General features: G+C 32.9%; 7 protein-coding genes. All 7 read left to right on the forward strand.

All coding sequences use genetic code 11. The features are described from left to right. The first annotated feature begins 120 nt into the window (after positions 1-120). Positions 121-2127, forward strand: a complete 2007-nt coding sequence (locus tag QLS97_RS04160) for a kojibiose hydrolase (RefSeq protein WP_282714382.1) — start codon at positions 121-123, stop codon at positions 2125-2127. A gap of 647 nt (positions 2128-2774) precedes the next feature. Next, a complete protein-coding gene (locus QLS97_RS04165; RefSeq protein ID WP_282714383.1) occupies positions 2775-5744 on the forward strand; it encodes a SusC/RagA family TonB-linked outer membrane protein in 2970 nt (989 codons plus the stop codon). Between the two features lie 11 nt (positions 5745-5755). Beyond that, on the forward strand, positions 5756-7339 hold the full coding sequence (locus QLS97_RS04170) for a RagB/SusD family nutrient uptake outer membrane protein (RefSeq protein WP_282714384.1): 1584 nt from the start codon (positions 5756-5758) through the stop codon (positions 7337-7339). Between the two features lie 159 nt (positions 7340-7498). Beyond that, the gene (locus QLS97_RS04175) at positions 7499-10816 is read left to right on the forward strand and encodes a VCBS repeat-containing protein (RefSeq protein ID WP_282714385.1); all 3318 of its coding nucleotides are present in this window, start codon (positions 7499-7501) and stop codon (positions 10814-10816) included. Continuing rightward, positions 10809-14069 carry a VCBS repeat-containing protein gene (locus tag QLS97_RS04180; RefSeq protein WP_282714386.1) on the forward strand — a complete coding sequence of 1087 codons (3261 nt, stop codon included), beginning with the start codon at positions 10809-10811 and terminating at the stop codon, positions 14067-14069. The genes QLS97_RS04175 and QLS97_RS04180 overlap by 8 nt, the downstream gene beginning before the upstream one ends. 34 nt (positions 14070-14103) lie before the next feature. Then, positions 14104-15459 carry a vanadium-dependent haloperoxidase gene (locus QLS97_RS04185; protein WP_282714387.1) on the forward strand — a complete coding sequence of 452 codons (1356 nt, stop codon included), beginning with the start codon at positions 14104-14106 and terminating at the stop codon, positions 15457-15459. Next, positions 15459-16376: a GyrI-like domain-containing protein gene (locus QLS97_RS04190; RefSeq protein WP_282714388.1), complete on the forward strand. Its 918-nt coding sequence runs from the start codon at positions 15459-15461 to the stop codon at positions 16374-16376. The genes QLS97_RS04185 and QLS97_RS04190 overlap by 1 nt, the downstream gene beginning before the upstream one ends. The last annotated feature ends 60 nt before the right edge of the window (positions 16377-16436 follow it).

A 16436-nucleotide genomic window follows, 5' to 3' on the forward strand; every position in this document is an offset into this window, starting at 1 on the left:
AATAACGTTTTCGATATGTCGAAAACGTTTTCGATTTGTATTCCATGTACTATATGGAACTATTCAATTTTTTAAGAAATAAATTATATAAGTTTGAAAATATTATTAAAAAATACAACTATGATTTCAACATTTAAGAGTCTAGTCTTCCTGCTTTTAGTAAGTCCAATTGTTTTTGGACAAACTAAATCAGACGAATGGCATTTACAGGCAAATTCCAGAGAAAATTATTTTGGTGTAGCTATGGCAAATGGTCAAATAGGAATTGTTACAGATGATACGCCTTTGAAAACAAAAGAAATTATTCTGAACGGAGTTTACGATGGCAGTCCCGAAAATGGAATTAGCAGAATTGTTCGAGGAATTGAGTTTTTGAATCTGCATTTGAATATAAACAATCAAGAAATTAAATCAGACAATATCGATAACTGGAGCCAAGTGGTTTCTATGAAAGAAGGGACAAGTACCACTTCATTTTCATTTAAAGATTTAGCGAATATCAATTATACAATTTTGGCTAATAGAGCGGTTCCTTTTTCAGCAATGGCAATTGTCGAGATTACTCCTATTAAGGATATAGAAATTATGGCGAATAATTATATGGTAGTTCCTGATGAATTGAAAGAGGTGAAAAGTCAGTTTCGGGTTTTAAAAGACAATCAGTATTTAATGCCGGTTTTTGGAACAGTTGCTAAAACGCTAACTGGAAAATATACGGTTGCGGCTTCAACAACATTTCTTTTTGACGGACAAGGAGAAACTTTGAAGCAAACCGGAAATGAAGTTGGTTTTACTAAAAAATTAGTAAAAGGTAAAAAATACCGTTTTGCAGTAGCAGGAGGAATTTGTACTTCAAAAGATGTTACGGATCCTTTGAACGAATCCGAAAGACAGCCCATATATGCTTTACAGGAAGGAATTGATAAATTATTGAATCGTCATAAACAAGCTTGGGCAGAATTGTGGAATACGGGTGATATTCAAATTGAAGGTGATTTAGATGCGCAACAACGGGTACGTTTTGCTTTGTACAATTTGTATTCGTATATCCGTCCGGAAACCAGACAAAGTATTGCGCCAATGGGATTGTCATCTCAAGGATATAACGGACATATTTTTTGGGACACCGAACTTTGGATGTATCCAACTCTTTTGGCTTTACAACCTGATATGGCAAAATCGTGTTTAGATTACCGTTCAGATCGTTTGCAAAAAGCAAAACAAAAAGCTTTTATTTATGGTTACAAAGGGGCGATGTATCCTTGGGAATCTGATGATACAGGAGAAGAAGCTACGCCGACTTGGGCTTTGACCGGGATTTTTGAACAACACATCACAGCGGATGTTTCGATTGCTTTTTGGAATTATTACAGCTATACACAAGATAAATCTTGGTTGAGAAAAGAATGGGCAGTTCTGAAAGAAACAGCAGATTTTTGGGTAAGTCGTGTAGTTAAAAATCAGGATGGAAGTTTTTCTATTCTGAATGTAGTAGGTGCCGATGAATATGCGCAACATGTAGATGATAATGCCTTTACAAATGCATCAGCTATTGAATCTTTAAAAAACACGATTAAAGCGGCAACAATTTTGAACGAACTGGTTAATCCAAAATGGATTGAAGTTTCTGAGAAATTAGTTATTCACAGAGAGAATGGAATTACTCAAAATTATAAAGGGTATCAGGGCCAAATGATAAAACAAGCTGATGTAAATTTGTTAGCCTATCCTTTACACATAATCACTGACAAAGTTCAAATTGAAAAAGATTTAGAATACTACGCTGAAAAAATTGATAAAAAAGATGGTCCTGCAATGGCTTCTGGAGTTTTATCTGTTTTGTATTCACGATTAGGCGATAGAGAAAAGGCCTATAGTTATTTTGTGAAGTCCTATTTGCCAAATAGCCGCCCTCCTTTTGGTGTGTTTTCGGAATCAGCCAATAGTAATAACCCTTATTTTGCTACAGGAGCTGGAGCGATGCTTCAGGCTGTTATTTATGGTTTTGGAGGAGTGGAACAGACTGATATGGGATTGAAATACAACAAAGGACTGTTGCCAAAACAATGGAAATCATTAAAGATTATTGGAATTGGAGTTGACAATAAGACAATTGTTATAAAATAATACGTTAAATAATTTTTTTTGCCACGAATGCATAATTCAATCTGTTTATAAATGGATTTAATTGTTGTATTTGTGGTTTTTTTTTGGATTATTATCAAAGAAGGTTCTGAAATACTGGATGAGTTTATTAAATAAATTTAATTCAAAATGTATTGAGGTCTTTTTGTCCAAAATATAGTGTTAGTGTATCTAAATTTTTACGTTAATGTGTTTTTGTTACATTACTATTTTTTTAGCGTTATGAAATGGGAAATAAAGCAGATGTGGTTTTTTTAGCCAAATGTTTTGAGGTATATTTATTTAGTCAAATCCAGATTGTTGATTTAGAGCAAAAAATGATATTACTTTGAATAATTCGCAATGTTCTTTCTTATTAGGCTCTTTTTTTGATTAAAATGCAATGATTTTTCGAGGTAAAAGTGAAAATAATATAAGAATTGTTTTTTTAGTGCCTTTTTTTTGTGTTTATTATAATTTTACTATTAATTTTTTAAAGTATTAATTTTAAAATCGAAAACGTTTTCGGCATAACGAAAACGTTATAGTTTAATAAAATCTTAATATTATCATAAAATTATAATTATGTTTGAACCTAATATTTAAAACAAACCATTAAAACAAATTATTAACCAACTTATTTATTACGTATGAAAAATAGTCTAATTAAAGGCTTGATGGTGTTTCTAACGATGCTATGTACAAGTTTGACATATTCACAAGATGTGTCTGGAACTGTATCTGATGCTAGCGGTCCGCTTCCAGGGGCTTCTATCTTAGTTAAAGGAACAACAAATGGAGCTCAAACTGATTTCGATGGAAAATTTACTATCAAAAATGTTGGCTCAAACGCAGTTTTAGTTTTTAGTTACATTGGTCTTAAAACTCAAGAGCTAAATGTAGCAGGAAAAAGCACAGTTAATGTAGTGTTAAAAGAAGATTCAGCTGAATTAAAAGAAGTTGTAGTTATAGGCTACGGTTCAGTTAGAAAGAAAGATGCAACCGGTGCAGTTGATCAAATTGGAGCAAAAGATTTTGACAATGTATCTTCTCCTTCGCCAGCTCAATTATTGAGAGGTAAAGTTGCGGGTGTTCAAGTTACACAATCTAGTGGAGAGCCAGGTGCTGGTGTTGCTATTAGAGTTCGTGGTAACTCATCTATTCGTTCTGGAAACGGACCATTAATCGTTGTCGATGGTGTGCCTTTGGACGGAGGAAATGTTTCTGGTGGAGGAGCTGATTTATTAGGAACTTCATCTGCAAGAAATCCATTAAACTTTATCAATCAAAATGATATCGAAAGTATGTCTGTGTTGAAAGATGCTTCGTCTACTGCTATTTACGGTTCTCGTGGAGCTAATGGAGTTATTGTTATTACAACTAAAAAAGGTAAATCTAAAGAGCCGCAGTTAGCGTACAGTACGTCATTTCAATTTAGTAAATTATCAGGTAAACTGGATGTAATGTCTGGGGATCAATTTGCAGCAGCTGGTGGAGATGATAAAGGGTCTAGATCATACAATTGGAAAGATGCAGTTTTAAGAAGTGGATTCTCTATGAATCATGATCTATCTTTTAGCAAGACTACAGAAAATTCAAATACAAGAATATCTTTTGGAGCATCTAATACAGATGGAATTGTTAAAAACACTGGTTTAGACAAATACAACGCATCATTTTATAACTCGAATGACTTTTTTGGAGGAGCTGTAAAAGTAGAGTCAAGAATTATTTATGCTTCTTTGAAAGATCAAGCGACTCTTTTGTCAAATAATGCAGGTTTTATTGGTAACGTAATTGGTACTGCTTTGTATTGGAATCCTACTTTGCCAATTTACAATGCTAATGGCTCATACAATGTAGTTGGAGATGATTATTTAAATCCAGTACAATTATTAAATTCATATACGGATTATACGAATACTAATAAATTATTGGGAAGTATCAATACTACTTGGAAAATCAATAGTAAATTGAAATACCAATTCTTATTTGGTATCGAAAGTTCTACTTCTAGCAGAAAAAGTCAGTTGTTGCCAACTATGGAAATTTCAGGAGCAGCATTTCAAGCAACCGTTCCAGGTTCAACCGAAGTTAAATTCGGTACAGCTTTTATCAACAATCAAAATAAATTTAATAAAACGTTTGAACATACGTTGAATTATAATAATGATTTTGGTGACAACTTCAATTTAGATGCATTAGTTGGGTATTCTTATTATGACTATACTGCCGATGGAAATTTTGCAAGTGGTAAGGGTTACGATGTTAACCAAACTAATTTGATTGATAACATTGAAGGAGGTCTTCAAAATGAGTATAGAGTGTCTTCATATAGAAATAGAGTGGAATTACAGTCTTATTTTGGTAGAATAAATGCTACTTTGTATAAAAAATTGATTCTTACAGCTACATTGAGATCTGATGGATCAACAAAATTAGGTATTAACAACAAATACGATTATTTCCCATCTGTAGGTTTAGCTTATAAAGTGGTTGAAGGTAAAGAAGGATTGCTAAATGATTTTAAAATTAGAGGTAATTACGGTATCACAGGAAACCAGGAATTTGCACCAAACTCTGCAATTGCTAGAGCTTCTTATGGTAACAATGGTAATTTAAATGTTGATACAAACTCTAACGCTGATTTGAAATGGGAAACTACAAAATCATATGGTGTAGGAGCAGATTTTGAATTGATCAATAATAGATTAACAGGTTCATTAGATTATTTCCAAAGAGATACTAAGGATTTAATTTTCCCTGTACCCGCAGCTGCAACTCAGCCTGGACCACCATCTCCACGTTTTAAAAATTTACCAGGAAACTTAATCAATAAAGGTGTTGAGGTATCTTTGAACTATAAAGTAATTGACACTGAGGATTTAACTTGGGATGTTTCTGGGAATGCTTCTTTCTTAAGCAATGAAGTGAAGAACTTTGCCGGTTTTATTGCCACAGGAGGTTTAAATGGTCAAGGACTATCTGATGCTTATGCACAAGTAATTACAAACAATCAACCTGCGTATACTTATTTTTTATATGAATGGAGAGGATATGACGCTTCAGGAAATTCTATTTATGCTGATGCAGCAGGAAATGATACTGGTTTAGGAACTGCAGCTAAAAAATTATTAGACAAACAACCTTTGCCGAAAATCAATGTTGGTTTTACTACTAATGTAGCTTACAAAGGATTTGATGCAAGTGCTTCTTTCTATGGTGCATTTGGTCACTACATATATAATAATACAACAAATGCTTATTTCTTTAAAGGAGCTTTCCTAGGGGGTAGAAATACAACTTTAGAAGCTGCAAATTCTCCTCAAGCACAAGGAGATCCGAACTCTCCATCTACTAAGTATTTAGAAAAAGGAGATTTCTTGAGAATGGGTAATCTAACGTTTGGTTATACTGTAAATTCTTTAGAAAGATTTAGAATTAAATCAGCTCGTTTCTTTGTAAATGCATCTAATTTATTCATTATTACTAGTTATTCAGGATCTGACCCAGAGGTAGATACTGATAAATCATTAAACGGAGTGCCTTCGGCAGGGATGGAGTATTTATCTTATCCTAGAGATAAAAGTGTATCAGTTGGACTTAACGTAACATTTTAATTAAAAAAACAATGAAAAGAATAAATATTATAAAAAGCATCTTGTTTACTAGTACTATTATTCTAGGAGTAAGTTGTACTAATCTAGATGAGGAAGTATTAGATGGTGTAGTCATTAGCAGTACAGGAGGTTCAACAGTTAATTCTGCCTCATTATTGGTTAGTGCTTATGAAGGATTAAGAGGTTTTCAAGATCAAGACAAAATGTTTGCCTTAGATGAAATGTCTACAGATGCATTAGTTGGGCCTACAAGAGGTGGTGACTGGGATGATAATGCTAAATGGAGACAATTACATACTCATACTTGGGCACCAGATAATATTGAGATTAGAAATGCTTGGAACTCATTATTGTCACAAGTATACAATTGTAACTTGGTTATAGAAAATGGTACTGCTACGCAAATATCTCAAGCTCGTTTCTTGAGAGCGTTTTACTATTATAATGTAATTGATTTATATGGTCAGGCACCTTACAGAGAAGCTGGTAGCTCTCTGGAAGCAGATCCTAAAGTTTGGACAAGACAAGAAGCTACAGCTTTTGTTATTAGCGAACTTGAAGCAATTATTGGAAGCTTACCAGCTCGTGTTGCTGGCGATGCTAGTATTGTTAATGTTGATGCAGCTCACTTTTTATTGGCTAAATTATACTTGAACAAAGGGGTTTTTAATGCTGCTGATGCTGCAGGACCTTATACTTTTGATCCTGCTGATATGACTAAAGTTGTAACTCATGTAGATGCAATTAATAGCTCTTTAGCAACTGATTATTGGGATAATTTCAAACCAACAAATAATACTTCTCCGGAAATTCTTTTCTCTTCTAAAAACATTAGAGGTGGTCAAGGTGGAGGTATTCAATCAAGATGGAGAATGGGTATGCATTACCAACAGACGCCAGATGGTTGGAATGGTTTTGCAACTGTAGCTGAATACTACAACAAGTTTAATCCTAATGATAGACGTATTAAAAATTCAGATCAATATATTATTGACGCTTTTGGTAATAATGTTGGATTTCAAGTAGGCCAAATGAAAAATGGTAAAAACCGTGATGAATTTGGTAGAGATAAAGATGCGAGTGGAGCATTATATACTAACATACCAGCTGGTACTGTAAATCTAAAAGATAGAAAAGGTAATCCTTTAGTGTTTACTGCAGCCTTGACATTGATTACTGGAGGAGCTACACTAGAAACAGCAGGGATTAGAAGTCAAAAATATATTCCGGATGTGGATAATTTAGGCACACCTGAAAATGATTATGCATTGATGCGTTATTCAGATGCTTTATTGATGAAAGCAGAAGCAATTCTAAGAGGTGGTACTGGAGTTAATGACTTAACAAAATTTGCCCAATTAGTATCTAGAACTAATGTAGTAGGTACAGTTCCAACTACTTTAGATGCTATTTATACAGAAAGAGGTAAAGAATTATGGTATGAAGGATGGAGAAGAAATGATATGATTCGTTTTGGAAAATTCTTGGAAGCTAGAGAGTTGAAACCTTATGTGTCTGATAATAGATATGTGTTATTCCCAATTCCAGCGGATGCTTTATTCAATGCAAATTTGAAACAAAATCCAGGTTACTAAAAAAATGTTTACAATTAATTATTTTTTGAGTTAGTTATAAAGAGGGTATTTATTACCCTCTTTATTTTATATCTATTTTATTCTTTTTTATTATCAATATTATATAAATTAGGCAATTCTAATCAATTGAGATTACCTAACTAAATTCTACAATATAATATGTCAAATCGTTTTGTCTTATTACCACTTATTATTCTCTTTTTTTCCAATTGTTCCAAAGAAAATTCAGAAAATAAAGACGCCTTATTCTCCAAATTAGATGCTTCAGAAACAGGAATTAATTTTCTTAATGAAGTAAAAAATGGAGCAGACATGAACATATTCAAATACAGAAATTTTTATAATGGTGGCGGTGTTGCTATTGGTGACATTAACAACGATGGTCTTTCGGATGTATATTTTACTTCAAATCTCGGAACCAACAAACTCTACTTAAATAAAGGGAACTTTAAATTTGAGGATATTTCTAAAAAAGCCGGTGTTGAAGGAACCAAAACCTGGTCAACCGGTGTTGTAATGGTTGATTTAAATGCCGATGGTTTACTCGATATTTATGTATGTAATGCAGGAAATAGCTTGGGGAATCAACAGAAAAATGAACTTTTTATTAATAATGGCAATAATACTTTCACTGAAAAAGCAGATGAATACAATCTAGCTGACACAGGTATTACTACACACGCTGCTTTTTTTGATTATGATAAAGATGGTGATTTAGATGTTTATATTCTAAACAATAGTTTTATTCCGGTAAGTAGTCTTAATTATTCCAATAAAAGAGATTTAAGAGATAAAGATTGGGATGTGGCCGAAATCCTAAAAGGAGGCGGTGATAAACTATTGCGTAATGATAATGGTAAATTTGTTGATGTAAGTGAAAAAGCAGGTATCTACGGTAGTCTCATAGGCTTTGGTTTAGGAGTTACGGTAGGTGATGTAAATGGAGATTTGTATCCGGATATTTATATTTCAAATGATTTTTATGAAAGAGATTATTTATACATAAACAATAAAAACGGAACCTTTACCGAACAAATTCAAGGATGGACATCACACATCAGCCAATCTTCAATGGGTGCTGATATGGCCGATGTAAACAATGACGGGAAAGCCGATATTTTTGTAACTGATATGTTACCGGAACCGGACGAACGCTTAAAAACGACCACAAATTTTGAAAACTATGATTTATTTACTAGAAAAGTAAATCTTGATTTCTACAACCAATATATGCAAAATACGTTGCAAATTAATAACGGCGACAATCAATTTCTTGAAATAGCAAATCATGCTGGTGTAGCTAAAACCGACTGGAGTTGGGGTGCTTTATTATTTGATATGGATAATGATGGTTACAAAGACATTTATGTTTGTAACGGAATTTATAACGATTTAACCAATCAAGATTTTGTTGATTTTTTTGCCAATGAGTTCATGCAAAAAATGGTGGTTACAGGTAAAAAAGAAGAAATTCAGACTATTATCAGTAAAATGCCAAGCACGCCGATACCAAATTACGCCTTCAAGAACAATAGAAATCTGACCTTTAGTAATGAAGCCGTGAAATGGGGATTAGACACTCCTAGTTTTTCTAATGGCGCCGCTTATGGTGATTTAGACAATGATGGTGATTTAGATTTGATTGTCAATAATGTCAATATGGAATCTTTTGTTTATCGAAATAACTCAGAGAAGAACAAAAAAAATCACTATGTTAAAGTAAAACTAAAAGGAAATAATCAAAACACATTTGCTGTTGGGAGTGTTGTTGAGTTATTCTCGGGCAAAGAAATTCTTAGGCAAGAATTAATTCCTTCCAGAGGTTTTCAATCGTCTATTGATTATGTAATGACTTTTGGTATTGGAACCAAAAAAATTGATTCGTTGCAGGTAATTTGGCCAAATGGTAAATTTCAGACGATTAAAAAAATTGCCAATAATTGTACTTTAAATTTAAACATTACAAATGCCAAAGTAGATTATGTTCCTAAAAATGACAAGCCAAAACCATTGTTTGCTGAAAAGAAAAATCAATTTTTAGCACACAAAGAAAACAATTATGTCGATTTTGATCATGAAGGTTTAATATCTAAAATGCTTTCTCAAGAAGGACCTTCACTCGCAGTTGCTGATTTAAATGGCGATGGAAATGAGGATGTTTTTATTGGCGGAGCCAAAGGGCAAGCCGGTAAAATATATTTAAATAAAGGGAATGGTAATTTTTTAATTACGGATCAAAAAGACTTAGATACAGATGCTGATTTTGAAGATACTGCAGCCAGTTTTTTTGATGCTGATAATGATGGAGATATTGATTTATTAGTGGGTTCTGGAGGAAATGAAAAATCGGATCAGGCTAATTATAAAAACCGTCTGTATTTGAATAACGGAAAAGGAGTTTTTGTAAAAAGCAAAACAAATATGCCGACAACCAATAACAACGTCTCGGTAATAGCACCGAATGATTTCGATAATGATGGTGATATTGATGTATTTATAGGAAGCCGAAGTGTTCCGGGAGTTTATGGAATTGATCCTAAACATTTGTTATTGGAAAATGACGGAAAAGGAAATTTTACAAACGTAACTGATAAAAAAGCATTCAAAATTAATTCGGTTGGAATGATAACCGATGCGGTTTGGGAGGATATTGATAATGATTCCAAAAAAGATTTAATCTTGGTAGGTGATTGGACTGCACCTATGATTTTTAAAAACAATGGACGAAGGTTGGTGGAATTCAAATCGAATCTGACGAATTTTCATGGTTTTTGGAATGCAGTTAGCTGTGTAGATTTGAACAATGACGGTAAAAAAGATTTGATTCTGGGTAATAAAGGAACAAATACGAACTACAAAGCGACCAATACAAATCCGATGAAATTGTTTATCAATGATTTTGATAATAACGGAACTATTGAACAAATAGCAACCAGATCTATTGACGGGAAGGATTTACCAATAAGCCTAAAACAAGAATTAGCTAAACAAATTCCTTCGATTAAGAAGAAAAATTTGAGCTATGCGAATTATTCTAAAAAAACATTCCAGGAATTATTTGCTAAAGAAGTAGTTGATAATTCGATTCAAAAGACTGTGAATATTCAAGAAAGTGTTATTGCAATCAACAAAGGAAATGGTAAGTTTGAGATAAAAACACTTCCAAAAGAAGTTCAGTTTTCTTGTGTAAACACCATTACTACAATGGATGTGAATAATGATGGAATTTTGGATTTAATTTTAGGTGGAAACCAATATGAATTCAAACCACAATTCTCCAGATTGGATGCAAATTATGGCAGCGTACTTTTAGGAAGTAAAAACGGAACTTTTTCATGGATGCCTTACAATCAATCAGGTTTCTTCATAAAAGGCGAAGTGAAACAGGTGAAAATAATAAAAGATAAAAATAAAACGGTTTCAATTATAGCTGTTGTAAATGATAATACCCCTAAAATATTTAGACGCCATGAATAATTTTTTCAGAATAGGACTGGCTTCATTGCTGTTTATTGGTTGTTCCAAAAAAGAGGGACAACTGTTTGAGAAATTGTCTTCAGAGGAAAGCAATATTACGTTCAATAACCAATTGTTAGAATCCGAAAACATTTCCATTTTAGATTATCTCTACTATTATAACGGTGGTGGTGTTGCTCTAGGCGACATCAATAATGATGGTTTGGTAGATATTTATTTTACTTCCAATCAGGGAAAAAACAAACTGTATTTAAATAAAGGGAAAAATAAATTTGAAGATATTTCAGCAAAAGCAGGTGTTGAAAGTCAAAGTGATTGGAACGCAGGCACCGTTATGGCTGATGTAAACGGAGATGGATATCTTGATATTTATGTTTGTGCGGTAGTTGGGATTAATGGTTTTGAAGGTCAGAATGAATTATTTATCAATAATAAGGACAACACATTTACCGAAAGTGCAGCAGAATACGGATTAGATTTAGATAATTACAGCTCTTCAGCAGCATTTTTTGATTATGATTTAGATGGAGATTTAGATATGTATTTATTGAATCATGCCGTTCACTCTGAATCATCTTTTGGGAATGCCGATATTAGAAATAAAAGAAGTTATGAGTGTGGGGATAAGTTATTCCGCAATGATAACGGAAAATTTATTGATGTAAGTGAGCAGGCAGGAATTTTTGGCGGTGCCAATGGGTATGGTTTAGGATTAGCAGTTTCTGATTTTAATTTAGATGGTTATCCAGATATCTATGTAGGAAATGATTTTCACGAAGATGATTATTACTATTTAAATAATGGAGATGGAACTTTTACGGAAAGTTTGAAACAATATTTTGGTCACACCAGCCGATTTTCAATGGGTGTTGATGTTGCAGATGTTAATCATGATGGTTTTCCGGATATCCTGAGCTTAGACATGCTTCCTGAAGATGAGAAAGTTTTGAAATCTTCATTAGGAGATGATAATGTACAAATGTTAAAAATGAGAACCGAAAAACTAGGGTATCATTATCAGTACTCCAGAAATACGTTACAATTAAATCAAGCAGGAGGACATTTTACAGAAACTGCTTTATTGAGTGGCGTTGCCGCTACCGATTGGAGTTGGAGTACTTTATTTGGGGATTATGATCAAGATGGAGAGCAGGATATTTTTGTTAGTAACGGAATTCCGAAGCGTCCTAACGATTTAGACTACGTGAAATACTATTCAAATGATCAAATAAAAAGTAAAATAAGTACGACCAAGTTATTGGATAAACAAGCCTTGAAGCGAATGCCAAAGGGAAATGTAACGAATTATGTTTTTCAAGGTGCTGCAGATTTACAGTTTAAAAACCGCTCAAGTGATTGGATAGAAAATGATTCTATAATTTCAAATGGTAGTGGATATGCTGATATTGATAACGATGGAGATTTAGATGTAATTACCAATAATACCAATGCAATTGCTTCGGTTTATATTAATAAAACCGATACCAAATCAAACTATTTAAAATTAAAACTGCGGTTTACCGGGAAAAATACTTTTGGGATTGGAGCCAAAGTGGTTTCTTATTCCAAAGGAAAAAAACAATTTAAGGAACTGCAAACTACCAGAGGATTTCAGTCTTCATCTGAACCTATGATTCATTTTGGTTATGGAAAAACAACTAAGATAGATTCACTCGTGGTGATTTGGCCTGATAAAACGTACCAAACAGTAAAGAATGTTAAAACGTGTCAAACGCTTACCATAAAAGCCAATCAGAGTAGAAAAGCTTTTGATTATAAAAAATTGCATCCGGCTGTTCTGCCAATTTTTAAAAAGGTGGAAACTGGTTTGGGAATTGACTTTATGCATCAGGAAAATGATTTTATTGATATTTTATCCCAAAAATTAATTCCTTACCAGCGCACTGATCGTGGTGCAGCAACTGCAGTTGGAGATTTGAATGGCGATGGAAAGGATGATATTTTCTTTGGAGCTTCTAAAGATAAAAAAGCATCAATTTATATTCAGAATCCAAATGGATTTGTCAAAAAAGGATTTGCTGCAATCGAAAAAGATTCTATTTTTGAAGATGCTTCAGTTGTAATTGGCGATTTCAATAATGATAAAACGAATGATTTGTATGTTGCTTCCGGTGGCGGTGAAAATGCATCTAATTTGCAAGACCGTTTGTATCTAAACAAAAACAATCAGTATCTAAATACAGTTTTGCCTAAGCTGGGTCAAAATGCATCGGTTGTGAAGACTTTTGATTATGATAACGATGGTGATTTAGATATTTTTGTGGGTAATAATTCAATCAATAATAGATTTGGAAGTATGCCGGATTGCTATTTATTGAACAACAATAAAGGAGTATTCACTATTGTTCAAAATAAAATTTTTGAGAAAATCGGAATGGTTACGGATGCTGTTTTTACTGATTTCAACAAAGACGGCAAAATAGATTTAATTGTAGTGGGTGAATGGATGAAACCTACTTTTTTTGCTAATAAAAATGGTAAATTTACCGATGTAACAGCAACGGTTTTTCCAGAAAAAAGCAATGGATTATGGCAATCAGTACTTTCTTTTGATATAGATCATGATGGTGACGAAGATTATTTGGTAGGAAACTGGGGAATGAATTCTAAATTTAAAGCTTCACAGGATTTTCCGATGAAGATGTATTATGATGATTTTGATACTAACGGATCTTTTGAAACGATTGTGGCAATAGAAAAGAAAGGACAGTATTATACCACAATGGGTCTCGACGAATTAGCAGAACAGTTCAGCGGAATGCTAAAAAAGAAATTCAACAGTTACAAATCCTTTGCAGGAAAAACACTTCAAGAAGTTTTTGATCCAAAAATGCTGGAGAAAGGAAAATTGTTTGAAGTTCATAATTTGAAATCTGGTTATTTAAGAAATGATAAAGGAAAGTTTACTTTTGTACCTTTTTCAAATAAAATGCAAGTCGCACCAATCACAAGTTTTCTGAAATCTAATTTTGATTCAGATGCGAAAGAGGAAGTTTTTGCGGCAGGAAATTACTTTGGAGTTTCTCCTTATCACAGTAGATTTGATGGATTTTCAGGAGCATTAATCAAAAATGATAAAACCATATTTTTAGGCAATCAAACAGGAATTGATTTAACTCAAAAAGCAGTTAGACATCTTGACATTGTCAATTTCAAAGGTAAAAAATACATGTTGGTTACTATCAACAATAAAAAGGCTGAATTATATGAAATGCCTTCAGCTAAAAAATGATTTAAAGACAAACAGAATAATTAAACCAAATAACATGAACTCTAAAATTTATCTTTTAGGACTTATAATACTTTTTTTTACTTCATGTAAAAAAGACACTCCAATTAAAGTGACAACAGATGATTTCTGTGCGGCAGTTGATACGGTAACAGGAATTATGGTCCATGATATTTTTTCGCCTCCAGTTGCGAGTAGGATTTATGTTTATCCAAATGTTGCCGCTTATGAGATTATGGCTCAAAACAACACTAAATATGAAAGTTTACAAGGGCAGTTGAAAGGATTAGATTCTATTCCTAAACTAGATCCGAAAAGTGGAGTTAATAAAAATTTAGCAGCGCTTATTGCACATATTGAAGTGAGTAAGCAATTGATTTTTTCTGAGGAAGCTCTAGAAAAATACAGAGATAGTTTGTATGAAAAATGGGGTTCCGAAAATCAAAAAGAATTTGATGTGTCTAAAGAATACGCTTTAAAAGTGGTGGACAGAATCAAAATGTGGATGGGAAAAGACAATTATAAGCAAACTCGAACTTTTTCTAAATTTTCAGTTCATGCAGATCAAGCTGGAAGATGGCAACCAACTCCGCCATCTTATATGGATGGTGTTGAACCGCATTGGGGCGAAATAAGGACTTTAGTTATGGACTCGGCATCTCAATTTAAACCCATTGCAGCTTATCCTTTTTCTACGGATAAAAATTCTGCTTTTTATAAAGATGCAAAAGAAACTTATGATGTAGGAAATTTGATTTCTGAAAAATTAGTTGAAGTGGAGAAAAATTCAAGCAAACCAATTCCTGAAGAATCGGCTATAGCTTCCTTTTGGGATTGTAATCCGTATGCTACCGTAATACAAGGTCATATGATGTTTGCAAAAAAGAAAAATACACCAGATGCACACTGGATTAACATTACTAAAATAGCTTTAAAAAAATCAAAATCAGATTTTGAGACTACGGTTTTTGCTTATACTAAAACATCAATTGGAATTTTTGAGAGTTTTATCAGTTGCTGGGAGGAGAAGTACAGAAGTAATGTTGTGCGTCCTGAAACGTATATTAATCAAAATATAGATGAAAACTGGAGACCACAATTACAAACACCACCTTTTCCGGAATATGTAAGCGGACATTCTGTTGTTTCTTCGTGTTCAGCAATTATTCTAACCTCTATTTTTGGGGATAATTTTAGTTATATTGATGATTCAGAAGTTTCTTTTGGGTTGCCTAAAAGACCTTTTAAATCATTTAAACAAGCTGCCGCAGAAGCTTCAATTAGTAGACTTTACGGAGGGATTCACTACAGAGCCGCAATTGAAAATGGTGTTGCACAAGGCAATAATATTGGAGGTTATATCAATAATAAATTAAAGATGATTAAAAAATAATGACTGTTAGAAAAAAAATTATAATTGGTTTTAGTGTTTTCTTTTCATTGTTTTTAATTTGGTATCTCTTTATAAAGGAAGCAGATTATTCTATTTCGTTTAAAGTAAATGCAGCTACAGGGACTGTTTTTCAAGGAATTCAGGAATGGTCAAATGCTCAGGCTTTAAAGGAATCTGAAAAGTATGTAGTTTTAGAAAAGAGAAATTTTGATTTCATCAAGCAAGAAATGAAAAAAGATAATGTCCAAATGGAATACACTTGGGACATTACCTATATAAATGATTCGGTGACAAAAATCAATGTTGGTATCAAGGATTTGAATCATAGCTTGTATAATAAACTAACGGCGCCATTTTTTAATACGAAGTTCAAACAGGAACAAATCAGAAAAATAACTGATTTCAAGAAAGGATTGGGAGAGCATTTAAAAAATTTTAAAGTAAAAATTGAAGGTGAAGGCGTTTCAGAAGAGACATTTGTAGCGTACATTAATCTGAAAAGTATTTTACAGGAAAAAGGCCAAACTATGATTGCAAACGATGCTATCATTACTGGTTTTCTATTTGAAAATAAAATAAAAATAAAAGGGCGACCTTACTTAGAAATTATAAATTGGGATCTTGATAAAGAAACAATCGATTTTAATTATTGTTTTCCAGTTGATAAGCCCACAAATAGTGTTATAAATAATGTTGTAAAATTTAAAACTTTACCAGTTGTCAAAGGATTAAAAGCTACTTATTATGGGAATTTCAGAACCTCAGACAGGGCCTGGTTTGCTTTGATGGATTATGCAAAAAAACACAATCTTAAATTGGAAAATAAAGTTTTGGAACATTTCTTGTCCAATCCATTTAATGGAGGAGAAGAGTTGCAATGGGAAACCAAAATAATCATTCCTTTTGCTCCAAAATAAAGAGTAATTTTTTAGGTGATTTAAAATTATCGAAAACGTTTTCGGGTCTTCCGAAAACGT

Source organism: Flavobacterium yafengii, assembly GCF_030010375.1.
GTDB classification, from domain to species: Bacteria; Bacteroidota; Bacteroidia; order Flavobacteriales; family Flavobacteriaceae; genus Flavobacterium; species Flavobacterium yafengii.

Bases quoted from the DNA above. Each gene is read 5' to 3' on its own strand.
- QLS97_RS04160 (WP_282714382.1), top strand. From the start codon at position 121: ATGATTTCAACATTTAAGAGTCTAGTCTTCCTGCTTTTAGTAAGTCCA.
- QLS97_RS04165 (WP_282714383.1), top strand. From the start codon at position 2,775: ATGAAAAATAGTCTAATTAAAGGCTTGATGGTGTTTCTAACGATGCTA.
- QLS97_RS04170 (WP_282714384.1), top strand. From the start codon at position 5,756: ATGAAAAGAATAAATATTATAAAAAGCATCTTGTTTACTAGTACTATT.
- QLS97_RS04175 (WP_282714385.1), top strand. From the start codon at position 7,499: ATGTCAAATCGTTTTGTCTTATTACCACTTATTATTCTCTTTTTTTCC.
- QLS97_RS04180 (WP_282714386.1), top strand. From the start codon at position 10,809: ATGAATAATTTTTTCAGAATAGGACTGGCTTCATTGCTGTTTATTGGT.
- QLS97_RS04185 (WP_282714387.1), top strand. From the start codon at position 14,104: ATGAACTCTAAAATTTATCTTTTAGGACTTATAATACTTTTTTTTACT.
- QLS97_RS04190 (WP_282714388.1), top strand. From the start codon at position 15,459: ATGACTGTTAGAAAAAAAATTATAATTGGTTTTAGTGTTTTCTTTTCA.